Here is a 22,129-nt window from a genome sequence, read left to right as displayed (position 1 = left end):
AACAACCATCGTCCCCGCGGAGGCGGGGATCCATTCGCCGTGCCGCCGGGGGCAGGAACCGCCGATTCAGCGCCAATGGATTCCCGCCTTCGCGGGAATGACGAAGGCGGTGTGGGGCGGGCTTTCGGCGCCTTACATCCCTTCCCGTCCGCTCAATTCGGCAGGTCGATGGCCCTCTCGATCTTGAACTGCACCGATGCCCCCGCCGCGCCCGTACCCGGCTGGCCACCGCCGACCGTCGCGCGATAGGTGCCGGCGAGCACGCGGTGCTGCCCCTCCACCTTCACCGTGCTGAGGTCGCGTGGCGAGAGGGTGAACGTCACCTTCCGCGCCTCGCCGGGCTTGAGCGACACGCGCTGGAAGCCCCGCAAGGCCACCTTGGGCGCGCCGGGATCCTCGGGGAAGTTGAGGTAGAGCTGCGCCACCTCGTCGCCCGCCCGCGCGCCGGTGTTGCGCAGCTCGGCGGTGACGGTCAGCCCCGCCCCTTCCTTCTCCACCACCGGCGTCCCATAGGCGAAGCGGGTGTAGCTAAGCCCGTACCCGAACGGATAGACCGGGGTGCCGGTGAAGTAGCGATAGGTCCGCCCCTGCATGCTGTAGTCGCCGAACGACGGCAGGTCGTCGACGCTGCGATAGAAAGTCAGCGGCAGGCGGCCCGAGGGGCTGGTCTTGCCCGAAAGCACATTGGCGATCGCGCTGCCGCCCACCTCGCCCGGATACCAGGCCTCCAGGATCGCGGCGGCATTGTCCTTGGCCCAGCTCAGGTTGATCGGGCTGCCGTTCATCGCGACGACCACCAGCGGCTTGCCGGTCGCCCTGGCGGCATCGAGCAGCGCCTGCTGGTCGGGCAGCAGGTCGAGGCTGGTCTTGTCGCCGCCCTTGAAGCCCGGCACCTGGATCGGCGATTCCTCGGCCTCGAGGTCCGAGGTGATGCCCACCACCGCGACCAGCACGTCCGCCTTGGCAGCGGCAGCCTTCATGGCCGCCACCGGATCGGCGCTGATCCGCTTCCAGACGAGATCGATGCCGGAGAGCACATGCTCGTCGGCGCGCACCTCGATCGGATAGCGCTTGCCCTTGACCAGCTGCACCTCGCGCATCGTCGGCAGGCTGCCCCAGCCGGACTTGGTGAGGTCGACGAACGGCTTGCCCTCGAACGTCATCGCCCCGCCGAAACCGGTCAGGCCCAGCCGGTAGGTGCCGGTCTCGGGGGGCACGAGAAAGCCGGTCCAGATGGTGCGGTGATGCTCGGACACGGTCGGCAGGTCGAGGCTGCGCGCCGAGACATCCGCCTCGACACGGGTCACCACCGGCGTATCGGCGAACTGCATCTTGGCGACCGCGTCGCGGAAGGTGCCCGGCGCGAACTCGGTGGGCGCCGGCGTCACCGGATTGAAGTAACGCGCGAGCAGGCCCGGCTTGCCGCTGGGCGTGCGCAGTGCCGAACCGGGGACGCGGTCGCCATCGGTCACCGAGGCACCGAAGGGCGCGTAGCTCACATTGGCGCGCGGGAAGGCGCGGCGCAGGCCCTCGACCACCGAGACCGGCGGACCCGAGAGCGACGAGGAGTAATTGCCGCGCAGCACGCGCGTGGCGTCGCCGAGCGGGCCGATCACGGCGATGCGGCTGCCGCGCTTCAAGGGCAACAGCCCGTCATTCTTGAGCAGCACCAGGCTCTTCTCGGCCGCATCCAGCGCCAGCGCGCGGTGCGCCGGTGCGCCGACATCGCTCGCCTTGCCGCTGGTGGTGCGGATGCCGGGCAGGTCGCCGTTGCGCAGGCGCGCGGAGAAGAGCCGCACCAGCGTGCGGTCGATCTCTCCTTGCGTGATCAGCCCCTTGGCGAGTGCATCGCGGTAGCGATCCCCCAGCCCCGCCGTATCGGTGAGCGTCGCACCATTGCACTCATTGTCGACCCCCGCCCGGATCGCCGCCGCCACTGCGCTGGGGCCGTCGGGCGCGTAGTGGTGGTTGTCGCTGATGTCCTTCACCGCGTCGCAATCGGAAACGACATAGCCTTTGAAGCCCCAGGCGCCGCGCAGATGCTCCTTGAGCAGTTCGTCGCTCGCGCAGGCAGGCTGGCCGTCGATGCGGTTATAGGCGCACATCACCGATCCCGCCTTGCCCTCGACGATCGCCGCGCGGAACGCGGGCAGATAGGTGTCCTCCAGATCGTGGCGCGAGACGAACACGTTCGCCGCGTGCCGGGTCGATTCGGGGCCGCTATGGACGGCGAAATGCTTGGGCGTGGCGATCACGTTCGGCAGGTCCGGGTTCGGCCCCTGCATGCCCTGGATGAAGGCGACGCCGATCTTCGCGGTGAGGAACGGATCCTCGCCATAGGTCTCCTGCCCCCGGCCCCAGCGCGGATCGCGGAAGACGTTGATGTTGGGCGACCAGGTATCGAGCCCGGTGCCGATCCGCCCCATCCGCCCGGTCTGCCGGGCGAGCGCATGGAGCCCCTGCACCTCGCTGCTGATCGCGGCAGCGACGTCATGGACCAAAGGCGCATCGAAGCTGGCGGCGAGGCCGACCGGCTCGGGGAAGTTGGTCGTCGGCAGCGTGCCGAGCGCGCCGTGGAGCGATTCGGTCCACCAATTGTAGCGCGGGATATTGAGCCGCGGGATCGCGGGGGCCACGTTGAGCAGCTGGCCGAACTTCTCCTCCGGGGTGAGCTGCGCGACGATCGCCGCTGCCTTGGCATCGGCCTCGGCACGCGGGTCGGCGGTCTGGGCAAGCGCGGGCAGCGGCATGAGCGCGGCGGCCAGCAGCGCGGCGCGGATGGTGCGGTTCATCTAGTGTTCCCCTCTACGGTCTCGTCAGACCGGTTGCAGCCCGTGTTCGTGAATCTTGCGGATCAGGTCGCGGTGGCGCGGCAGTCCGGCGCAGAGCCGTTCGGTCTGCGCGGCATTCTCGCGCATCGCCCGTTCGGCGAGCCGCTGGTCGCCCGATAGCGCCTCGGGCTCGACTTCGCTGCGGAAGCCCATGCCGTAGAGGACATATTGGTAGCTGGCGGGCGGGAAGATCTCCTCCACCCGGTCGAACTCGTCATGAAACCAGGGCGGCTGGTAGCGCCACAGGGTGAGCAGTTCCTGGAGCCGCTCGGGGATCGTCTCGGACAGCAGATTGTCGCGCCAGAATTCGGTGTCCGTCCGCTTGGTCAGGACGTAGTGGAGCTTGAGGAAGTCGATGATCCGCCCCCAGCGATAGAGCGTGGTGGCGTTGAAGCGCTTCGCGACCACGTCCATCACCTCGCGCACCGCCGGCATCTGCTCGGCGATCAGCTTGGCCGACAGCTCGATCAGCACGATCGCCGAGGCTTCGAGCGGCTCGAGGAAGCCGGCGGCGAGTCCGACGGCGACGACATTGTTCTTCCAGAAGCGCTCGCGATGCCCCGAGCGGATCGGGATGCGGCGGACGGCCACGTCTGCGCCGGCAGGGCCGAGGTAGGCGCGCAGTGTCGCCTCGGCCTCGTCGTCGCTGGTGTGGGCCGTGGAATAGACATAGCCGGTGCCGCGCCGCGTCGGCAGGCCGATGTCCCAGATCCAGCCCGATCCTTGGGCGGTGGAGAGGGTATGGGTGGCGATCGGGGCATTCTCTTCCGGATAGGGGACCTGCGCGGCGAGCGCGGCGTCGCAGAAGAGCACGTCGCCGCAATCCTTGAAGCCGACCCCCATCGCCTCGCCGAGCAGCAGCGAGCGGAAGCCGGTGCAGTCGACGAACAGGTCGCCCTCGATCCGCCCGGCCTGTTCGGTGTCGATCGCGGCGATGTCGCCATTCTCCGCCAGTTCGACCGAGCGGACATCGGCGAGGACGTGGCGGACGCCGAGCTTCGTCGTGCAGTGGCGCGTCAGGAAGGGCGCGAACTTGCCCGCGTCGAGGTGATAGGCATAGTTGGCCTGCCCATCATATTCGGGCGTCGTGATCGTCTTGGGGGCAAGGCCTGCGTCGCAGATCCGGCCCTGGGGAGTAACCGTGTCGCAGAAGCTGCGGCCCTTCGAGTCCGTGATCCAGTGCGGCACCAGGCTCAGCTGGTGGAAGCCCTGGGGCAGCATCAGCGGGTGGTAATAGGCGTCGTCCTCGGCGCCAGTGGTCCAGCGGGCGAACAGCGCGCCCTGCTTGAAGGCGGCGTCGCATTCGCGGAAGAACTCGGTTTCGGAGACGCCGATCTTGGCGAGCGTGGTCCGCAGCGTCGGCCAGGTCCCCTCGCCCACCCCGATGATCGGTGTGTTGGGGGATTCGACCAGCGTGACGGTGAAGCCGCCGGGCATCCGGCTCCGGTGGCGCGCGGCGATCACCCCGGCGGTGAGCCAACCGGCGGTGCCGCCGCCGACGATGACGATGTTCCGAACCCGTTTCACGCGCGCCGACCCGTGCAAAAAGAAGAGGATGCCGGATGGTACCGGCATCCCCAGTCGTGGGAAGAGACCTTAGAAGCGATAGCGCACGCCCGCCGTGAAGCGCCGGCCATAGGCGAACACGTCGAGCAGCTGGTTCGAGAAGCGGCCATGGGTGCTCTGCACCTCGTCGGTGATGTTGAGCGCTTCGCCGAAAATGTTGATCGCTTGCGTGATCTGGTAGCTCGCGCTCAGATCGATCTGCAGGCTGGAGTTGACGAAGGTCGGCTCGGCACCGAACGACCCGGTATTCTGCGCCTGGCCGAAGGCGAGCAGATACTTGTCGCGCCAGTTGGCCGCCGCGCGGAATTCGATACCGTTCTTGTCGTAGAAGCCGACGAAGTTGGCCGAATTGGCGAGACCGGTCACCGCGAAGCCGCTCTGGCTGATGTCCGCCGGATTATAGGGTTTGTTGGTATCGACCAGCGTCGCATTGGCGATGAAGCCGAAGCCGCTGTCGCCGAACGTGTTCTGCCAGGCGATTTCCACGCCGCGCACGGTTGCCTTGGGGCCATTGACCCGCTGCGAGACGGCGAACTGCGCGGCCTGACCGGTCGACGGATCCACGACATTGTTGATCGGCTGCCGCTGGACGCCCTGCACGATGAAGTTGCGCACATCCTTCAGGAAGAAATTCACCGCGGCATACGAGTTGCGCTGGTAATACCATTCCACCGCCGTATCGAAATTGTCGGCCAGGTATGGCTGCAGCGTGGGGTTGCCGCCATCCGCGGTCAACGCGCCGATACGCTGGCCCACGCCGATGTTGAGCGCCGGCGTCAGCAGGTTCAGCGTCGGCCGGGTCAGCGTGCGCGAGGCATCGAGGCGCAGGTGCAGCGCATCGGTTAGCTCGAGCTTCATGTCCAGCGACGGCAGAAGGTAGGAATAGTCCGATTTAGTGGTGATCGCCTGCTGATCGCCGAACCCGATGGTCAGCAGCGTCGGATCGGTTGTGCTCGGCGTGATCGAGATCGGCAGGCGGCCGATGCCGGTCGAGCTCACATGCGTCACTTCCTCGCGTACGCCCGCGTTGAAGAAAAACGGCATGCCCGCGATTTCGCTCTTGAAGTTCGCCGAGACATAGAGCGCCCAGGTCTTCTCCCCAATGTCGCGGGTGCTGCCGACGTCGTTCGCCACGGTGAACTGGCCGTTGAAGCCGGTACAGCAGCCGGTGTTGTAGCCTGGGATGACCTTGGTCTGCGGATTGCCGAGTCCGGTGAGATAGGCCTGATAGTCCGCCGCCCGGAAGTTGAGCAACACCGGCGGCAGCGCGCCCGTATAGCCCGGCAGGAAGTTGCCGGTGCCGACCGTGCCCTTGAACAGGCTCGCCGGGAGGGTCACGCCGCCGGTGGTGCCCGATGCCGGACCATAGCCCGAGTAAGCCTGCCAATAGTTGTTGGCGAAGGTGTTGGCACTGCGGAAGCTGAACTGGTCGTCGAGATAGGAGCCGCCGACCCGGAGGGTGAGGTCCTCCTGCTGCCATTTCAGGCCGAACCGCGCCTGCTTAATTTCATCGGTGTTCTTGTTGGCGATGTTGACCGTCACATGGCTGCCGATCGCCGCCAGATCCGCCCAGCGGCTGGCATTGCCGTTGACACCATAGTCGTGAAGGACCGGGATCACGTCCTTGCTATCGCCGTTGACAGAGATGCCAAGTGCTGGCCCGATCCCGAAGCCATAGCCGACGTCGGCACCCTTCGAGTTGATGCGGCCATCCGGGTTCAGCCAGCTCTTCGACCAGCTGCCATCAGCCTCGACCTGGAGATTCTCCGTCGCGTCCCACTTCATGTTGAGGCCGGTCTGGTTGGTGCGGCGGTAGTTGCTGTCGGTACCGGCGGTGAAATCAGTCTGCGAGCCAGCCTGGGTGAAGTCGACGATCGTGCCGTTCTTGTCGAGCTTGACGTTGCGCAGATTGCCCTGGTTGAACCAGATGCCGAAACCGAAATTGTCCGTGTTGACGCGCTGGTCGGAATAATTGTCGTCCAGCGTCAAAAGGATGTTGTCGGCGGGCTTCCATTGCAGGGCGATGCGGCCGTCGACGCGCTCGTCGCGGGTATAATTCTGCGTGGCGCCGAACTGCTGCTCGAACCAGCTGACGATCGTCTTGCGCTGGCTGGGGTCGGCAGTGGGGTCGTCGGTGGGAATACAGGTCGCTGCGGTGCTGCCGGCCTGCTGGCAGGGCGCGATCTTGCCGCCCGGCCAGCCATGGACGAACACATTGTTCGTCTTGGTATCGTGACGCGTGTAGATAACGTTGGCGAGCACGCCGAAGGTGTCGTCCGCGAAGGTCTTGCTGACCAGCAGGCCGCCGGTCGGCACCAGCTTGGCGCCCTTGTCCTGCACCGAACCCGAGGCGGAAACCGCGAGGTGGAAGCCCGGCCGGTCGAACGGCTTGGGATAGGCGACATTGATCGTCGCGCCGATCGAACTCGACGACAGCGACACGTCGGGCGTCTTGAGCACGGTCAGGCCGCCGACAAAGTCCGACCCCACGGTCGAGAAGTCGATCGAGCGACCGCCGGTCGCGGTCGAGAGGCGGCGCCCGTCGACCAACGTCTCGTTGAAGTCGCCGCCGAAGCCGCGCACGGTCACGCCGTTGGGCTCGCCGCGCGGCCCGTCCCGCTGAATCGAGATGCCTGGCAGGCGCTGCAGCGAGGCCGCGACGTTCGAATCCGGGAACTTGCCGATATCCTCCGACGAGATCTGCTCGATCACGCCCGAAGCATTCCGTTTCGCATCCAGATTGCGCTGCAGCGAGCCGCGAATACCGGTGACGATGATTTCTTCGTCCTGCGCCTGGCTGGTCGACGGCACGGCCGTTTGCGCCTGTGCCGGCGACACCAGGCCCAGCACCATCAAGCTCGTGGCCCCCGCCAGTACATGGCGCGCAAGACGCGGGCGCCGCTGCGATGAACCGATTCCGACGATGTTCGACATGTGCTTACCCCCTCCGTGTTTATTGTTGGGATCGATACAGATCCGCACGCCCCGCACCGCAGTGCAACGCGACATATGCTCGGAGAATAGGCGCAAGCCTTCGCATCCGCACAAATAGCGGCACAGCATCCTCCCCGATTCATTCTTCTTCTGCGAATCTGTAATGAGGTGTAGCCGTTGACGTTAGCGCTATCAACTGGTTTTTTGTCGGTGTATTCTTGCCTTTTAGTCGGGCCATAGGCGCCAGAGACGCGACCCGATATGCAGGAAGGGCGCGTGCACCGCGTGCGGATGGGAGAGGACAAGGCATGGCTGAAGGCGTGACGTTGCTCGATTCGGTGGAGCACCGCGATTTGCGGGTCCGTCCTGCCACGGGCCCCCTGCCCTATTTCGTGCCCGTCGTGGCTGCCGAGTTTGCCGCCGCCGCCGCCACGTGCCCCGTCCTACTCACCAAGGATGCGGAGACCGGACGCTTCTATGTCGGCGCGATGCTAGGCTTTGAGCCGGGTGAATCGCTGGTCGAATTACGTGCCGGCGAGGGTTTCTGGCCGCTCCACATCGAGCGCCAGGGCTTCTTCATTGCCGGCGATTCAATCGCGATCGACCCACAGGATTCGCGCTTTACCGGCGAGGACGGCGAACCACTGTTCGGTGAGGACGGCGCCCCGGCGCCCGCGCTCCGCGCCATCCAGCAGACGCTGGTTCACCTCCACCGCGGCGTGGAGGCGACCCAAGCCTTTGTCGACGCCCTCCTCGCCAACAAGCTCCTTGAGCCGATCGACGTGACGCTGCGCTTCGACGACGGCACTTCGCTCGACCTAGCCGGGCTCTACACGGTGAGCCTGGACTCGCTCCACGCACTGGACGATGCGGCGGTGCTCACGCTGTTCCGCGCCGGGCATCTCCAGCTTGCTTATGCCGTTGCAGGATCCCTCCGCCAGATCGCGGTGCTGGCCGCACGCCGCAATCGCAAGCTCGCAGCCTGACGATGCTGCACGAAGTCGCCGCCGACATTTCCCCCGACGACTTCGCGGAGGCGCGCCGCGCCTGCGTGCCGATCGTGCTGCGGGGAGCGGCGGCGGAGCTTCCGGTCACCAGGGCGGCGGCAAGTATAGAAGGCCTGTGCAGCTATCTGCGCGGCTTCGACAGCGGGCGGACGGCGCAGGCGTTCGTCGGCGATCCGGCGATCGGCGGGCGCTATGCCTATGGCGACCGGCCCGACGGCTTCAACTTCGCGCGCGAGATGCTCGACCTGGATACCGCCCTCGCCCGGATCGCGCGCGCGGCGGCCCACCCGGACGAACCCAGCATCTATTGCGGCTCACTCCCCGCCGAGGATCACCTGCCAGGCTTTGCCGAAGCCAATCCCCTAACACTGGTGCCGCAAAGCGTGCTGCCGCGGCTTTGGATCGGCAACGCCTCGGCGATTGCCTGCCATTATGACCGATTCGACAATCTCGCCTGCGTGATCGCGGGCGAGCGGCGCTTCACGCTCTACCCGCCCGACGCCATCGGCGACCTCTATATCGGCCCAATCGACCATACCATGGCGGGCCAGCCGGTGAGCCTCGCCGCCACCGCAGACCTGCAGGATTCCCGCTACCCCCGCTTCGCCGCTGCCAGGGCACGGGCGCTGACGGTGACGCTTCTCCCGGGCGACGCGCTTTATCTGCCCAAGCTCTGGTGGCACCAGGTGGAGGCGACCGCTCCGTTCAACCTGCTGATGAACTATTGGTGGGACGATTTCGCCAGCGGCCCCGATTCGCCCTATACCGCGCTGCTTCTGGCGATGACGACGCTTGCCGAGCGCCCACCGGTCGAGCGGGCGGCGTGGCGCGCCTTTTTCGACCATTATGCCTTCCGCCCCGAGGGCCACCCGCTCGCGCATCTGCCGCCCGAGCGCCACGGCATCCTAGCCGACAGCCGGGAGAATCGCGGGCGGATCCGCGCCTTCGTGATGCAGTTGCTGCGCGGCGGCTGAGGCTCAGCCGTGCTCGGTGCCGAAGGCGCGGTCGCCCGCGTCACCCAGCCCCGGCACGATATAGCTGTGCGCGTTCAGCTCGGCGTCGAGCCCCGCCGTCCAGATCGCGACATCGGGATGCGACGCCCGCACCGTCGCCACCCCCGGCCGAGCCGCGAGCAGGCAGACGAAGCGAAGGTCGCGCACGCCCGCCGCCTTCAGCCGATCGAGCGCCGCTACTGCGCTGTTGCCGGTCGCCAGCATCGGATCGACCATCAGCACCGGACGCGACGCGATGTCCGCAGGCGCCTTGAAATAATATTCGACCGCCTCGAGCGTCTGCGGATCGCGATAGAGGCCGAGATGCGCCACTGCCGCCTCGGGCAGCAGATCCAGCAGCCCCTCCGCCATGGCGAGGCCGGCACGCAGCACCGGCACCACCACGGGAGGTGCACAGCCCAGCACCGGCGACTCCATCGCCGCCACCGGCGTCTCGATCGCGCGCGGTGCCAGCGGCAGGTCGGCCAGCGCCGCCGCCCCCAGCAGCGTTGCCACCGCGCGCAATTCCGCGCGGAATCGCTCGGGTGGCGTGGTCCGGTCGCGCAGCCGCGTGAGGCGGTGCTGGACCAGCGGATGGGCGACGATCGTCAGCCCCTCGATTGCGATATCGGGTTCGGCCATGGTTCCGCGTCGTGCGCGATGCACTGCCGGCATGCAACCCGCCGGTGCCTGGGGAATCAGCGGAGAATCGGGAACTCGGGCACTGCGGTTGCCGTCGCGGGCACGGTGAGTAGATGCCCCGGCGCCGAAACCCCGGGCCTCGCCGATCGTCACGCCGGGCGCCGCGCCCACCTTGCTCTCCACCACGTGCCACACGCCGGTGCGCAACCGGGCCATCCTCCCCGTCCTCTTTTTCTTCGCTCCGGGCTGTTGTATCCAAGCACATATGTTAGCGTTACCGTAGGCGGGAGTGCACTGTCTTTTACTTGGAAAAGAAGGCCGCTCGCGGCAGCGAAACTGCGCTGAGAAGATAGGTCGCCGAAGCGGCCTTGCTTGGGAGAGAGAGCGATGGGCAAGGGACATTGGGCGGCCGGCGCGGCACTGCTGGCGAGCCTTTGGGTGGGGCCGACAGTAGCGCAGGTACAGACGCAGGTCCCTCCGGTGGTGGCGGGTGCGCCCACCGTGACGGTGCAGCGGATCAAGGTCCATTCGCCATCGATCGAAGGCAATCTCGAAGGCGAGAGCGCCGATCGCGACGTGATCGTGGTGCTGCCACCCGATTATGCCGGCGCACCGCACAAGCGGTACCCCGTCGTCTATGCACTGCACGGCTATTCGATCGGTGCCGAGCAATGGATCAAGGAGATCCATGTGCCCCAGGTCGTCGAGGGTGCCTATGCGCTCGGCGCCAAGCCGGTCATCCTGGTGCTTCCGGACAGCAAGACGCTGCACAACGGATCGATGTATTCGAGCTCGTCGACAACGGGCGATTTCGAGCGCTTCGTCGCACATGATCTCGTCGCCTATGTCGACGCGCACTACCGCACGCTGGCGACGCGGGAGAGCCGCGGCCTCGTCGGCCATTCGATGGGCGGCTATGGTGCCAGTCGCATCGGGATGAAGCATGCCGATGTGTTCGGGGCAGTCTACATGATGAGCCCCTGCTGCCTGTCCGCGCGCGACGCCAGCCTGCTCGATGCAGATGGACTCGCGCAGATTGCGGCCATCAAGACGCGCGAGGATGCGACGAAGCTCTCCTGGGGCCTGCGCGCCACGCTGGCAGCGGCGGCGGCATGGTCGCCCGACCCCAAGGCAGCGCCGCTCTACCTCGACCTGCCGATCCAGGACGGCAAGCTACGGCCCGAGGTGCTGGCGAAATGGGCTGCCAATGCGCCGCTCGCCTTTGTCGACCAATATATCGGGGAACTGCGCCGCTACCGCGCGATCGCGATCGACGTGGGTGACAAGGACGGCCTACGAGGCGACGCGCAGGCGCTGCATGAGGTGTTGGACCGCTACGGCGTGGCCAACAGCTTCACCCTCTACCCGGGTGACCACACCAGCGCGGTGGCGGAGCGGTTCCAGAACTACGTCCTGCCCTTTTTCAGCAAGAACCTCGTCTTTGCCAGCCAGCGGTGAGGCCGTGCCGGCCGCGACGCGAGCCGATGCCGGATCGCGTCGCGCGCGGCGTCGTGCCAGGTCGGGCGCAACGCTTCGGAGCCATGGCCCCGCCATTGGTCGTCGCGCAGCTGCTCGATCATGCTTACCCTCCACCCTACACCAACGCTGCAGTGCGGCGAAGCGTTCACTATTTCTTTACCATGATCCAGCAGTTTTGCGCTGCCTCAGGATAGCTCGCGGTGCATCGACGCGAGTATCGCCGGGATCTGCTGGGCAAAGGCGAAATAGCCCTTGTCGCAATGCGGCCAGGCGCGCGCATCCCAATCACGGCGATGCTCCGCGATGCGAATGGCATGTTGTGCGCGGCAGGCAGCCAAGGACTCCGCAACCTGTCCAACCGGCGCGTAGCCCGTCACGATCTGCGCACAGCCCTCCGCCTGCGCGAGTGCAAGGACCGAGGGCACGTCGTCCGCCCACATCGCGGGAACCTGCCAGTGCGTAGACGCGCGCTGCAGGCCGTCCGCAACCGCGGCAATGTCTGCCGCGGCGGTACAATGCTGACGGCAGGCGACTACCCGCCGGACTGCCAGATGCTCGGGCGCCAGCTCCGTTTCGAGCGAAAGATCCTCGGGGGTAACCAACAAGAGCGTCCCGGCCCCCTCCTCCGGGGCGCTTATCGCGCGGATCGGCGCGCGTGCAGGAACACATGTTTCACGTGGAACATCCGCTTTGGTAGCCAGCCCCCGCGGGTTGAACCGACCGCCGGTGCGAGACCGGATCCGCTCGGCATCTGCCAGATATGCCTTGCCCCGCGTGTGCAGCCCGGCGACCCAACGCCACGACAGGGTATTCGACGCCGGATCGGCATCGACGAAATGACGATAGGTGAACGCTGCGCCCAATTCCCATGGCAGCCCGAGCGTGAAGATCCAGATTGAGGCGAACTGCATGCGGGCCCAATTGTGCAGATAGCCGGTATCCCGAAGCTCGGCTGCCCAGGCGTCAAAGGCATCGATCCCCGTCCGCCCTTCCACCGCGGCCGCGTACCCTGCCGGCATGCCTTGCGCCGTCAGCCGCGCACAGGCGGCACGCCAATCCCTCCACACCGTCGGATGCTGTTCGAGCCATCCTTTCCAATAGGTGCGCCAAAACAGCTCGGCGAGAAACTTCGAAGCCGCCGCGCGACCATGGTGGTCTAAGACCGCTGCAGCCACTTCCGCCTCGCTGATCAGCCGCCGCCGCAACGCAGCCGAGAGCCTGGATACGCCATGATGCCGGCCCGGCCCGCGATCTTCATTGCGATGTGCAGCATAGTCTTGCCCGGCGTGCGGCAGGAAGGCGGCGAGGCGGGCCTGCGCGGCGCTGCGCGACAGCGGGAAGTCGAACGAAAGGGTCGGCCCACGGCCCGGTGCGGAGAGCAGCATGACAGCAAGCTGCCATGCCCCCCGAAAAGGTCAAACCTGCCACTAAGGGCAGCGAAACGATCCTAAATCCGCTCGCCGCTCAGCCGCTGGCAGATCATGTCGAGCTGGTCGAGCGTCGAGTAGCTCACCGTCAGCGTACCCCCCTTCTCGCCATGGGCGATCCGCACGTTGAGCCCGAGTACGTCCCCTAGGTGCCGCTCGAGCGCGGTGATGTCGGGATCGCCCTCGCTGCGGTTGTCACTGGCCTTGCGCTTGGGGGCCGGCTTCGCGGTGCGGGCGAGCTTCTCGGTGTCGCGGACAGACAGGCCTTTGGCGACCACCTCGCGCGCAAGCTTCTCGGGATCGGGCGAACCGATCAGCGCGCGCGCATGCCCCATCTCTAGCGAGCGATCGACCACCATCTCGCGCACCGGCGCCGGCAGATCGAGCAGACGCAGCAGATTGGCGATATGGCTGCGCGACTTGTGGACGATCTTGCCCAGCGCTTCCTGGGTATGGCCGAACTCGCGGATCAGCCGAGCATAGCCCTCGGCCTCTTCGATCGCATTGAGGTCCTGACGCTGGATGTTCTCGATCAGCGCGATTTCGAGCGTCTCGGCGTCGCTCAGCTCGCGGACGATCACCGGCACCTCATGGAGCCGTGCCCGCTGCGCCGCCCGCCAGCGCCGTTCGCCGGCGACGATTTGGAAGCTCTGGCCGTGCGGCCGCACGAAGATCGGCTGGATCAGCCCGCGGGTGCGAATCGACTCCGCCAGCGTATCGAGTGCCTCTTCGTCGAAATGGCGGCGCGGCTGATTGGGGTCGGCGACGAGCGAGCTGATCGGCAGCATCCGCACGCCCGAGCTGCTGGTCGGGTTGCCCTTGATCGGCTCTTCCGGAAGGCTTTCGCCAAGCAGGGCAGAAAGCCCGCGGCCCAGACCGGGGCGGGGCTTGCGGGCGGCGGCGGGAGAATCGGTCATGCGGCTTTCTGCAATTTGGGTAAGCGATCGATCACTTCGCGTGCGAGCGCGATATAGGCTTCGGAACCGGCACAGCGATGGTCATAGATCAGCGCCGGCACCCCGTGGCTGGGCGCCTCGGAGAGGCGGACGTTGCGCGGAATAACGGTGTCGAACACCACCCTGCCGAGGACCGCACGGACGTCCTCTGACACCTGGTCGGTCAGCCGATTGCGGCGGTCATACATGGTCAGCGCGACGCCGAGGATGGACAGGCCCGGATTGAAGCGGGTTCGAATCCGCTCGACCGTATTGAGCAGCTGACTAAGCCCTTCGAGCGCGAAAAACTCACACTGCAGCGGTACCAGCAGCGCGTGCGCCGCGACCATCGCATTGACCGTCAGCAGCCCCAGCGAGGGCGGACAATCGACTAGAATCACATCCCACCGCTCGGCGGTGTGGCGGCGGATCGCCGCGTCCAGGCGATGGGTGCGCGCGTCAAACTCGATCAGTTCGATTTCGGCACCCGACAGGTCCTGCGTCGCCGGAACCACGTCGAGCCCTGGAACAGTCGTTGGTACCGCGACATCCTCGAGATCCGCATCAGAAACGAGCAGATCGTAGCTCGAATGCTCCCGCTCGCCCCGGCCGATGCCGAGCCCGGTGGAGGCGTTGCCCTGCGGATCGAAATCGATCAGCAGCACCCGCTTGCCCGTGGCCGCGAGGGCGGTGCCGACATTAATGGCGGTTGTGGTCTTTCCCACCCCGCCCTTCTGATTGGCGATCGTGATGGTGATCATCTGGCGCCTATCTGTGTTGCGACCACAATGCCCGATTCCGGCTGCGTGATGCTGGGTTCCACCTGGAACTGACCTTGCCATTTCGCGCCCGCGGCATCCACCTCCGATTGCGCGCTGCGCCCTTTTGGCAGCAACCAGACTGTGGACGAATCAGTGCAGTGAACTGTGGATAACATCAGCGCGGATAGCTCGGCCACCGCTCGGGCGGAGACGACCGCCACCGGCCCTTCCGGTCGATAGGACTCGACCTTGCTGCCGATCACCGTCACGCGATTGCCGACGCCGAGCCGCTCCGCGGCATCGCGCAGGAACTGCACGCGTTTGGTACGAGGCTCGACCAGTATCACAGGGCGATCGGTGAGCAGCGCCACAACGATGCCAGGCAACCCCGCGCCGCTGCCGACGTCCAGCCACGCCCCCTCGCGGGCCGGCGCTGCCAGCGGCACCAGTTGGGCGGAGTCGGTAAGGTGGCGGGCCCAGAGGCTGTCGAGCGTCGATCGCGCGATGAGATTCTGATGCTCGGCTTCTGCCACGAGAATGTCCCCGAAGGCAGCCAGCGACGTTTCACGTGAAACACCGAAGCGATCCCGCACCCAGCTTCTGGCTTCATCTTCAGTCATGCCACCGCCTTTCGCGCGTGTAACAAAATGGCGGAAAGGGCCGCAGGGGTGATGCCGCGAATACGCGCCGCTGCCCCCAACGTTTCCGGGGCGGCGATGGTCAGACGTTCTACCATTTCGTTCGAAAGGCCAGGAATCGCGGCATAGTCCATGTCGAGCCGAAGCCGCACGGCATCGTTCGCCCGCAGCTGCGCGACCTCGGCATCCTGCCGCTCGAGATAAGGCGCATAGCGCGCATCCTCGACATATTCCGCCAGCAGCACGGGGTCTGCCTCGGGCGCGACATCCAGCACATGCTCGAGCGTGACACCCGGAAAACGCAGCCACTCGCGCGCGGGGCGCTTTGCCCCGTCCTGCGCAACCGGCGCACCGCGCGTGGCAAGCTGATGCGCCGTGCGCTCGACGGCGAAGATCGCGTCGAGCCGAGCCCGGCCATCCCGACGGCAATCGAGACGAGCCTGACGCGCCGCGCCGAGCAGCCCGAGCGCCTCGCCAACCGGTCCCAGGCGCGTCTCGGCATTGTCCGCACGCAGGCGAAGCCGGAACTCGGCGCGCGCCGTGAGCATGCGATAGGGCTCGGTTACGCCCTGCAGCACGAGATCGTCGATCATGACGCCAAGATAGGAGGTAGCGCGATCGAGCACCAACGGCGCTACGCCCAGCGCCAGCGCTGCCGCATTGGCACCCGCCGCAAGCCCCTGCCCGCCCGCCTCTTCATAGCCGGTCGTGCCGTTGATCTGGCCGGCAAAGAACAGGCCGGGGATCTGCGGCAACGCCAGCGTCGATTCCAGCGCGCGCGGATCGATATAGTCATATTCGACAGCATAGCCGGGCACGGTGATCACCGCATGCTCTAGCCCCGGGATCGAGGCGATCATTGCCGACTGTACGTCGACCGGCAGCGATGTTGAGAGACCGTTGGGGTAGATCCAGTGATGGTCGAGCGCCTCGGGCTCCAGGAACACCTGGTGGCCGTCGCGGTCGCCGAAGCGATGGACCTTGTCCTCGATCGACGGGCAGTAGCGCGGGCCCTGCGCCTCGATCGCGCCGGTGAACAGCGGCGAGCGATCGAGCCCGCTGCGGATAGCATCGTGCGTCGCCTGCGTGGTGCGGGTGACGGCGCAGTGGAGCTGCGGAAGGGGGCGCGTCGCGTTCATCGGCGACATCGTCCAGGGCTCAGCATCGGAAGCCTGCTCCTCGGTGCGCGCCCAGTCGATCGTGCGGCCGTCGAGCCGCGGCGGCGTGCCGGTCTTGAGTCGTCCCATCGGCAGCGCCAGTTCGCGGAGCTGCGCGGCGAGGCGGAGCGCCGAGGCCTCCCCTACCCTGCCGCCTTCGAACCGCTCCTCGCCACGGAACAACCGGCCGCCGAGAAAGGTGCCCGTTGCCAGCACGACGGCGGGTGCGGTGAGACTGCTGCCGTCGCGGAGCTGCACGCCGGCTATCCGGCCGCCTTCCAGTACCAGCGCTTCCGCCTCGCCCTCGACGAGGGTCAGATGATCCTGCGCCCGCAGCATCGCTTGGATCGCGGCGGCGTAGCGCGTGCGATCGGCCTGCACCCGCGGCCCCTGCACGGCGGTGCCCTTGGAGCGGTTGAGCATGCGATAATGGATGCCGGCAGCGTCCGCCGCGCGCGCCATCAGCCCATCGAGCGCGTCGATCTCGCGGACGAGATGGCCCTTGCCTAGACCGCCGATCGCCGGGTTGCACGACATCGCGCCGAGCTTTTCCAGATCGAAGCTGAGCAGCGCGGTGCGGGCGCCACGGCGCGCGGCCGCAGCCGCTGCCTCGGTACCGGCATGGCCGCCGCCGATCACGATCACGTCGAATTGCATGAGACCGCTAAACGCCTTCGGCACGCACTTGTCCAGAGGGCTGCGGCGGAACGCCCCGCTCGTGTTCCACGTGGAACACTTTATTTACCGATGCAGAATTTTCCAAACAGCGCATCGAGCACATCCTCGACGCCGGCACGACCGGTGATTGCGTCGAGCGCGCGACGGGCGGCGCGGAGCTCTTCAGCGAGGAGCAGCGGATCATCGAGCAGCGACGCGCGCGCCAAGGCATCGGCCGCGGCGATGCACCAGCCACGCTGGCGCGCATTGAGCGCGACGAGGTCGAGCGGCGGAAGCAGCTCGGATGCAACCTCCGCCATGCGCTGCCAAAGCACATCGATGCCCCTGCCCTCGCGCACCGACACGACCATCTGCTCGGGCTGGGCAGGCACGCGGCCTTCGGCATCGGCGCGGGCGTGGACCCACAAGGCGCAGGCGTGCGGCGGTGGCGGATCGTCACCCAGCCAGAGCAACAGATCGGCTTCGGCCAGTGTATCGCGGGCGCGTGCCACGCCGATGGATTCGATGGGATCGTCGGTTTCCTCCGCGAGGCCGGCGGTGTCGATCAGCAGCCAGGCAATGCCTTCGCGGACCACCGGCACTTCAATGCGATCGCGCGTGGTCCCGGCGATCGGCGAGACGATCGCGGCGTCACGTTCGGCCAGCGCATTGAACAGCGTCGACTTGCCGGCATTGGGCGGGCCGCCGAGCGCGACGCGCAGCCCGTCGCGCAGCCGCTCCACCGGCGGCCGCGCGGCGACGGCCGCGATGTCGCGGCCCAGCGCCGCGGCGGCGGATCGTAGCGCCGGCAGCGGATCGGCACCCGCGACATCATCCTCGTCGCCATGATCAAGCTCGGCTTCGATGCGGGCGGCAAGTCCGAGCAGCCGGTTCGTCCAGTCCTCGGCATGCCGCCGCACAGCCCCACCCGCGCTGCGGATCGCGGCGCGGCGCTGCGCCTCGGTTTCCGCCATCAGCAGGTCGCCAAGCCCTTCCGCCTCGCTCAGATCCAGCCGACCGTGCAGCAGCGCTCGCCGCGTAAATTCCCCCGCCTCCGCTGCGCGAAGATCGTGGAGTTTCGCCAGCGCTGCCTCTACCGCCCGCACCACCGCACGGCCGCCATGCAAGTGCAGCTCGGCAAGATCCTCGCCGGTCGCGGATCGCGGTCCCGGGAAGCACAACACCAATGCCTGGTCGAGCGGCTCGCCCGCCGCATTACGCAGCGTCCGCAGTGCAGCACGCCGCGGTGCGGGAACATCCCCGGCCAGCTGTTGCACTGCAGCAAATGCCCGTGCTCCGCTGATGCGCAGCACCGCGACCGCCGCGGGCGGCGCCCCGCTCGAAACCGCGAAGATCGTATCCATGGCCGAGGTCGTCAGCTGCCCGGCTTCTTCGTCGCCGCATCGAACATGCCGCGCCAGAAGTTCATGCCCGCCTCGCCCATCGGCGCCCAGCTGCGCATCATCTGCTCGAAGCCTTCGGGCGTCCCGTGGTTCTCGATCGCCTGCACCATCAGTTTCACGTAACGATCATGCACCGGGGTGAGATCAGGCAGACCCATGGCGCGGCGCGCTTCCTCCGGCGTGCACTCGACTTCGACGTTGATCTTCATGTGATCCCTTCCGCGCTTGAGCGCATCCCCGGCCGGCTGCTAGGCCATGCCCCATGTATGCGCGCGACCATGCCCTGATCGCAACGCCCATCGGCCCGATCCGGATCGAAGGCAAGGAGGGGCATCTGGAGCACATCACCATCGGTGCCGATGGCTCCCCGCGCAATGGCAGCGCGGCCGCTGTCCGCGCCGCAGCGGAGCAGCTCGAACAATGGTTTGCCGGCGAACGGCGCGACTTCGATCTCCCGCTGGCGCCTGCATCGACCCCGCGGGGCGCGTGTCTGCGCGACGAACTGATCGCGGTGCCGTTCGGGCGGACGATCAGCTATGGCGACCTTTCGCGCGCATTGGGTTCAAGCGCCCGTGCCATCGGTCAACTATGTGCACGAAATCCGTTTCCGCTCGTTGTGCCTTGCCACCGCGTATTGAACCAGGGCGGCGGGCTCGGCGCCTATTCGGCCGGGCAAGGCCCAACCACCAAATCCTGGCTGCTCGATCATGAGCGGCGCTTAACCGGAGACTATCTGCTATGAGCAATCTGACGATCGACGCGCTGGACGAAGCGGGCAGTTTCTCCGCCTACGTCGCCCGCCCCGAGGGCACCCCGCGCGCCGCGATCCTCGTGATCCAGGAAATCTTCGGCGTGAACGAGGGCATCCGCAAGAAGTGCGACGGCTGGGCGGCCAAGGGGTATCTGGCGATCGCCCCCGACCTGTTCTGGCGCCTGCAGCCCGGCATCGAGCTCGACGCCGATGTACCGGAAGAGATGCAGCAGGCGCTCGACTGGATGGGCAAGTTCGACCAGGACAAGGGCGTTGCCGACATTGAGTCGACCATTCAGGTCGCCCGCGCCGAGCTGGGCGGCCGCAAGGTCGGCGCGGTCGGCTTCTGCCTCGGCGGCCGCCTCGCCTACATGACCGCGACGCGGACCGACATCGACGCCAGCGTCGGCTATTATGCCGTGGGTATCGACGGGCTGCTCGACGAGAAGCATGCGATCGCCAAGCCGCTGCTGCTGCATATTCCGCAAGCCGACCACTTCGTGTCGCCCGAGGTCCAGGCCAAGATGCACGAGGGGCTGGACGATCATCCCAAGGTCACGCTGTACGACTATCCTGGCGAGGACCATGGCTTCGCCGCCGAACTCGGCAACCGCCGTTCGGAAGAAGCCGCACAGCTCGCCGACAAGCGTACCGAGGACTTCTTCGCCGAGCATCTCGGCTGAGGCCCTCCCCTCCCCTCCCTGCGTCGCAGGGAGGGGTTCCGCGGGCTCAGAAGAGGCTGGTGATGCCTGCCGTGCCGGGCGTCCCCACCCAGCCTTCATAAATCATCTTGAGCGCGACGAAGACGATCACCGCCAGGCCGATATAGGCGATCCAGCGGTGGCTATCGATCAGCTTAGCGATCAGGTTCGCCGCCAATCCCATCAGCGCTACCGAGAGCAGCAGGCCCACGACGAGGATACCGGGATGCTCTCGTGCGGCACCAGCCACCGCCAGAACGTTATCCAAGCTCATCGAGACGTCCGCCACGGCCACGGCCCAGGCAGCGCCAGCAAAGCTCCGCGCCGAACGCACGCCAGAATGCTCGTCGCCCTCGATCTCGTCCGAGCCTCCACTCTCGCCGCCATGGCGGATCTCGCGCCAGAACTTCCAGCTGACCCAGAGCAACAGCAGTCCGCCCGCGAAGATCAGGCCGACGATTCCCATCAGCCAGCTGACGATCAACGCGAAGGCGATGCGCAGCACCAGCGCCGCGCCGATGCCGATCAGGATCACCTTCTTGCGCTGGTCCGCCGGCAGTCCCGCTGCCAGCGCGCCGACGACGATGGCATTGTCGCCGGCCAGCACCAGGTCGATCATCAGCACCGATCCAAAGGCGGCCAGTGCCGCCGGATCGCCGAGATTGGAGAAATCGGCGACGATATGCTGCCAGATGTCGAGCGGCGAGCCGATGCCGCCTGCCGCGGCGCTGAGAAGAAGATCGATCATGCCAAAACCCTAGCGCCCCCATCGGCGCACGCAACGCCTACGCTTGCCCGCCGCGACACGTTCCCTGCAGCCATACGCAAAAAGGCCGGGCGCCCGGGCCCGGCCTTTCCGAAATCACGAGCCCGGCGGCTCCGCGTTACTGGTTCATGCTGTCGAAGAAGTCTTCGTTGGTCTTCGAATCCTTCATCTTGTCGAGCAGGAATTCCATCGCGTCGATGGTGCCCATCTGCATGAGGATGCGGCGCAGCACCCACATCTTGGTGAGCTTGGCCTTTTCAACCAGCAGCTCTTCCTTGCGGGTGCCCGACTTGCCGACGTCGAGCGCCGGGAAGATGCGCTTGTCCGCCACCTTGCGGTCGAGGACGATTTCCGAGTTGCCGGTGCCCTTGAACTCCTCGAAGATCACTTCGTCCATGCGGCTGCCGGTGTCGATCAGCGCGGTGGCGATGATCGAGAGCGAGCCGCCTTCCTCGATGTTGCGCGCGGCGCCGAAGAAGCGCTTCGGGCGCTGCAGGGCGTTGGCGTCGACACCGCCGGTCAGCACCTTGCCCGAGCTCGGCACCACGGTGTTGTAGGCGCGGCCGAGACGGGTGATCGAGTCGAGCAGGATCACCACGTCCTTCTTGTGCTCGACCAGGCGCTTGGCCTTTTCGATCACCATTTCGGCGACCTGAACGTGGCGCGTCGCCGGTTCGTCGAAGGTCGAGCTGATCACTTCGCCCTTCACCGAACGCTGCATGTCGGTGACTTCTTCCGGACGCTCGTCGATGAGCAGCACGATCAGGAAGACTTCGGGATGGTTGTCGGTGATAGCCTTGGCGATGTTCTGCAGCAGCACCGTCTTACCGACGCGCGGCGGCGCCACGATCAGCGCGCGCTGGCCCTTGCCCTGCGGTGCGACGATGTCGATCACGCGGGCCGACTTGTCCTTGACCGTCGGGTCGAGCGTGTCGAGGCGCAGCTTCTGCTCGGGATAGAGCGGGGTCAGGTTGTCGAAGTTGACGCGGTGGCGCACCGCATCCGGATCGTCGAAATTGACCTTCACCAGCTTCGTGAGCGCGAAATAGCGTTCGCCGTCCTTGGGGCCGCGGATTTCGCCCTCGACCGTGTCGCCGGTGCGCAGGCCGAACTTTCGGACCTGGTTGGGGCTGACATAGATGTCGTCGGGGCCGGCGAGATAGTTGGCCTCGGGCGAGCGGAGGAAGCCGAAGCCGTCGGGCAGCACTTCGATCGTGCCTTCGCCCATGATCTGGTCACCCTGTTCGGCCTGGGCCTTGAGGATGGCGAAGAGCAGGTCCTGCTTGCGCAGCGTCGACGCGCTCTCGACGCCCAGTGCCTCGGCCATGGTGACCAGCTCGGCGGGGGCGGTTTTCTTGAGGTCCTTGAGATGCATGGAAGGTCCGGAAATTCTAAGGGGGAGAGCGTCGATCGGCGATGTGTACGCGCAGGAGTCGATGCTTGGAGGAAGGATGCACCGGGGTTCGGTACACCTCCCAAAAT

The 22,129-nt window shown here is 66.6% G+C and carries 18 protein-coding genes; 5 read left to right on the top strand and 13 right to left on the bottom strand.

All coding sequences use genetic code 11. From position 1 onward, the window contains the following. Nucleotides 1-152: 152 nt before the first annotated feature. From QZ670_RS15600 to QZ670_RS15590, 3 genes are all read right to left on the bottom strand, one after another. Nucleotides 153-2,792: a glycoside hydrolase family 3 C-terminal domain-containing protein gene (locus QZ670_RS15600; RefSeq protein ID WP_294256950.1), complete on the bottom strand. Its 2,640-nt coding sequence runs from the start codon at nucleotides 2,790-2,792 to the stop codon at nucleotides 153-155. Between the two features lie 24 nt (nucleotides 2,793-2,816). Next, the gene (locus tag QZ670_RS15595) at nucleotides 2,817-4,358 is read right to left on the bottom strand and encodes a tryptophan halogenase family protein (RefSeq protein WP_294256949.1); all 1,542 of its coding nucleotides are present in this window, start codon (nucleotides 4,356-4,358) and stop codon (nucleotides 2,817-2,819) included. Between the two features lie 69 nt (nucleotides 4,359-4,427). Further along, nucleotides 4,428-7,250, bottom strand: coding sequence for a TonB-dependent receptor (locus QZ670_RS15590; RefSeq protein WP_294256948.1), 2,823 nt, complete (start codon nucleotides 7,248-7,250; stop codon nucleotides 4,428-4,430). Nucleotides 7,251-7,639: 389 nt separating this feature from the next. Here QZ670_RS15590 and QZ670_RS15585 point away from each other — a divergent pair, with 389 nt between their 5' ends. Further along, nucleotides 7,640-8,317, top strand: a complete 678-nt coding sequence (locus tag QZ670_RS15585; protein ID WP_294256947.1) for a SapC family protein — start codon at nucleotides 7,640-7,642, stop codon at nucleotides 8,315-8,317. 2 nt (nucleotides 8,318-8,319) lie between these two features. Beyond that, nucleotides 8,320-9,312 carry a cupin-like domain-containing protein gene (locus QZ670_RS15580; RefSeq protein ID WP_294256945.1) on the top strand — a complete coding sequence of 331 codons (993 nt, stop codon included), beginning with the start codon at nucleotides 8,320-8,322 and terminating at the stop codon, nucleotides 9,310-9,312. Nucleotides 9,313-9,315: 3 nt separating this feature from the next. Here QZ670_RS15580 and upp read toward each other — a convergent pair whose 3' ends face one another. Beyond that, nucleotides 9,316-10,188 carry a uracil phosphoribosyltransferase gene (gene upp / locus QZ670_RS15575; RefSeq protein WP_294256943.1) on the bottom strand — a complete coding sequence of 291 codons (873 nt, stop codon included), beginning with the start codon at nucleotides 10,186-10,188 and terminating at the stop codon, nucleotides 9,316-9,318. Between the two features lie 171 nt (nucleotides 10,189-10,359). Here upp and QZ670_RS15570 point away from each other — a divergent pair, with 171 nt between their 5' ends. Continuing rightward, on the top strand, nucleotides 10,360-11,430 hold the full coding sequence (locus QZ670_RS15570) for an alpha/beta fold hydrolase (RefSeq protein ID WP_294256942.1): 1,071 nt from the start codon (nucleotides 10,360-10,362) through the stop codon (nucleotides 11,428-11,430). Nucleotides 11,431-11,636: 206 nt separating this feature from the next. On the opposite strand, the gene QZ670_RS15565 is transcribed toward QZ670_RS15570, so the two are convergent. The 7 genes from QZ670_RS15565 to QZ670_RS15535 form a co-directional block, all read right to left on the bottom strand. Then, nucleotides 11,637-12,836 (bottom strand): FAD-binding domain-containing protein, encoded by a 1,200-nt coding sequence (locus QZ670_RS15565; protein ID WP_294256941.1) that lies wholly within the window; start codon nucleotides 12,834-12,836, stop codon nucleotides 11,637-11,639. Between the two features lie 62 nt (nucleotides 12,837-12,898). Beyond that, entirely contained in the window at nucleotides 12,899-13,795 is an 897-nt protein-coding gene (locus QZ670_RS15560; protein WP_294256940.1) for a ParB/RepB/Spo0J family partition protein, read from the bottom strand. Continuing rightward, complete coding sequence (locus tag QZ670_RS15555) at nucleotides 13,792-14,574, bottom strand: ParA family protein (RefSeq protein ID WP_294256939.1); 783 nt, start codon at nucleotides 14,572-14,574, stop codon at nucleotides 13,792-13,794. Before QZ670_RS15555 ends, QZ670_RS15560 begins: the two co-directional genes overlap by 4 nt. Then, complete coding sequence (gene rsmG, locus QZ670_RS15550) at nucleotides 14,571-15,194, bottom strand: 16S rRNA (guanine(527)-N(7))-methyltransferase RsmG (RefSeq protein ID WP_294256937.1); 624 nt, start codon at nucleotides 15,192-15,194, stop codon at nucleotides 14,571-14,573. Before rsmG ends, QZ670_RS15555 begins: the two co-directional genes overlap by 4 nt. Continuing rightward, on the bottom strand, nucleotides 15,191-17,026 hold the full coding sequence (mnmG, locus tag QZ670_RS15545) for a tRNA uridine-5-carboxymethylaminomethyl(34) synthesis enzyme MnmG (RefSeq protein WP_294256934.1): 1,836 nt from the start codon (nucleotides 17,024-17,026) through the stop codon (nucleotides 15,191-15,193). Before mnmG ends, rsmG begins: the two co-directional genes overlap by 4 nt. An 80-nt stretch (nucleotides 17,027-17,106) precedes the next feature. Next, the gene (gene mnmE / locus QZ670_RS15540; RefSeq protein ID WP_294256933.1) at nucleotides 17,107-18,390 is read right to left on the bottom strand and encodes a tRNA uridine-5-carboxymethylaminomethyl(34) synthesis GTPase MnmE; all 1,284 of its coding nucleotides are present in this window, start codon (nucleotides 18,388-18,390) and stop codon (nucleotides 17,107-17,109) included. Between the two features lie 11 nt (nucleotides 18,391-18,401). Beyond that, complete coding sequence (locus QZ670_RS15535) at nucleotides 18,402-18,638, bottom strand: DUF6489 family protein (RefSeq protein WP_121072777.1); 237 nt, start codon at nucleotides 18,636-18,638, stop codon at nucleotides 18,402-18,404. Nucleotides 18,639-18,691: 53 nt separating this feature from the next. Here QZ670_RS15535 and QZ670_RS15530 point away from each other — a divergent pair, with 53 nt between their 5' ends. Then, a complete protein-coding gene (locus tag QZ670_RS15530; RefSeq protein ID WP_294256929.1) occupies nucleotides 18,692-19,171 on the top strand; it encodes a methylated-DNA--[protein]-cysteine S-methyltransferase in 480 nt (159 codons plus the stop codon). Then, nucleotides 19,168-19,863, top strand: a complete 696-nt coding sequence (locus tag QZ670_RS15525; RefSeq protein WP_294256928.1) for a dienelactone hydrolase family protein — start codon at nucleotides 19,168-19,170, stop codon at nucleotides 19,861-19,863. Before QZ670_RS15530 ends, QZ670_RS15525 begins: the two co-directional genes overlap by 4 nt. Before the next feature lie 46 nt (nucleotides 19,864-19,909). Here QZ670_RS15525 and QZ670_RS15520 read toward each other — a convergent pair whose 3' ends face one another. Together QZ670_RS15520 and rho are read right to left on the bottom strand one after the other, a co-directional pair. Beyond that, complete coding sequence (locus tag QZ670_RS15520; RefSeq protein WP_294256926.1) at nucleotides 19,910-20,629, bottom strand: TerC family protein; 720 nt, start codon at nucleotides 20,627-20,629, stop codon at nucleotides 19,910-19,912. A gap of 136 nt (nucleotides 20,630-20,765) precedes the next feature. Further along, a complete protein-coding gene (gene rho, locus QZ670_RS15515) occupies nucleotides 20,766-22,022 on the bottom strand; it encodes a transcription termination factor Rho (RefSeq protein WP_064313625.1) in 1,257 nt (418 codons plus the stop codon). Nucleotides 22,023-22,129: the final 107 nt, after the last annotated feature.

Source organism: uncultured Sphingomonas sp., assembly GCF_913774285.1.
GTDB lineage: Bacteria > Pseudomonadota > Alphaproteobacteria > Sphingomonadales > Sphingomonadaceae > Sphingomonas.
This window is presented reverse-complemented; position numbering and strand designations above follow the sequence as displayed.

Coding starts and splice junctions, on each gene's coding strand:
- QZ670_RS15585 (WP_294256947.1), top strand. CDS start 7,640: ATGGCTGAAGGCGTGACGTTGCTCGATTCGGTGGAGCACCGCGATTTG.
- rho (WP_064313625.1), bottom strand. CDS start 22,022: ATGCATCTCAAGGACCTCAAGAAAACCGCCCCCGCCGAGCTGGTCACC.
- mnmE (WP_294256933.1), bottom strand. CDS start 18,390: ATGGATACGATCTTCGCGGTTTCGAGCGGGGCGCCGCCCGCGGCGGTC.
- QZ670_RS15535 (WP_121072777.1), bottom strand. CDS start 18,638: ATGAAGATCAACGTCGAAGTCGAGTGCACGCCGGAGGAAGCGCGCCGC.
- QZ670_RS15530 (WP_294256929.1), top strand. CDS start 18,692: ATGTATGCGCGCGACCATGCCCTGATCGCAACGCCCATCGGCCCGATC.
- QZ670_RS15580 (WP_294256945.1), top strand. CDS start 8,320: ATGCTGCACGAAGTCGCCGCCGACATTTCCCCCGACGACTTCGCGGAG.
- QZ670_RS15525 (WP_294256928.1), top strand. CDS start 19,168: ATGAGCAATCTGACGATCGACGCGCTGGACGAAGCGGGCAGTTTCTCC.
- QZ670_RS15570 (WP_294256942.1), top strand. CDS start 10,360: ATGGGCAAGGGACATTGGGCGGCCGGCGCGGCACTGCTGGCGAGCCTT.
- QZ670_RS15590 (WP_294256948.1), bottom strand. CDS start 7,250: ATGGTGCTGGGCCTGGTGTCGCCGGCACAGGCGCAAACGGCCGTGCCG.
- QZ670_RS15520 (WP_294256926.1), bottom strand. CDS start 20,629: ATGATCGATCTTCTTCTCAGCGCCGCGGCAGGCGGCATCGGCTCGCCG.
- rsmG (WP_294256937.1), bottom strand. CDS start 15,194: ATGACTGAAGATGAAGCCAGAAGCTGGGTGCGGGATCGCTTCGGTGTT.
- QZ670_RS15600 (WP_294256950.1), bottom strand. CDS start 2,792: ATGAACCGCACCATCCGCGCCGCGCTGCTGGCCGCCGCGCTCATGCCG.
- QZ670_RS15555 (WP_294256939.1), bottom strand. CDS start 14,574: ATGATCACCATCACGATCGCCAATCAGAAGGGCGGGGTGGGAAAGACC.
- QZ670_RS15565 (WP_294256941.1), bottom strand. CDS start 12,836: ATGCTGCTCTCCGCACCGGGCCGTGGGCCGACCCTTTCGTTCGACTTC.
- upp (WP_294256943.1), bottom strand. CDS start 10,188: ATGGCCCGGTTGCGCACCGGCGTGTGGCACGTGGTGGAGAGCAAGGTG.
- QZ670_RS15560 (WP_294256940.1), bottom strand. CDS start 13,795: ATGACCGATTCTCCCGCCGCCGCCCGCAAGCCCCGCCCCGGTCTGGGC.
- mnmG (WP_294256934.1), bottom strand. CDS start 17,026: ATGCAATTCGACGTGATCGTGATCGGCGGCGGCCATGCCGGTACCGAG.